Below are 571 nucleotides of genomic sequence, written 5' to 3'. Positions count from 1 at the left end.
CAATCGCCACCTATTTCACCAGCTTCAACGGCTCGGCGGCGCGCGCCGGTCAGGATGCCGCGCTCATCCAGAAGGCGCTCGCCACCGACCGCGTCGGCACCGGTTTGCAGTATGATGCGGGGACACGGCTGTTCACCGCTGCCTGCGCATCGTGCCATTATAATGGCGGCAAGGGCCTCAACCCGTTGCGCCCCGATCTGGCGCTCAACAGCACCGTGCATCTCGACGATCCGACCAATTTGATCCGCGTCATCCTCTACGGCATCGACGCGAAGGACGGTGCGCCGGGCGTGGTGATGCCGGCCTTTGGCACCGGGTTCACCAATGCCGATGTCGCGCGCATCGCCGCCTATCTGCGCGCAACGCGGACGACCAAGGCGGCATGGCCCGATCTCGAACAGAAAGTCGCGACGATCCGCGCGCAGGGCAAGGGCCAGGAGTGATGACCAGTTTCACGATCAACGGTCGCCCCGTTTCCACCACGATCGAGGACGACACCCCGCTCTTGTGGGTGATCCGCGACGAGATCGGCCTGACCGGCACCAAATTCGGCTGCGGCATCGGCATGTGC

General features: G+C 64.8%; 1 protein-coding gene. It reads left to right on the top strand.

Annotation, left to right across the window (positions count from 1 at the left end; all coding sequences use genetic code 11):
- The coding region (locus tag AACY52_RS29580; RefSeq protein ID WP_339561262.1) for a cytochrome c at positions 1 to 443 on the top strand (443 nt) is incomplete at its 5' end.
- Between the last annotated feature and the right edge of the window lie 128 nt (positions 444 to 571).

This window comes from Pseudomonas sp. EA_65y_Pfl1_P113, assembly GCF_963970525.1.
GTDB classification, from domain to species: domain Bacteria; phylum Pseudomonadota; class Gammaproteobacteria; order Pseudomonadales; family Pseudomonadaceae; genus Aquipseudomonas; species Aquipseudomonas tritici.
The sequence above is the reverse complement of the archived record's forward strand: the minus strand, read 5'-3'. Positions and strand labels throughout refer to the sequence as shown.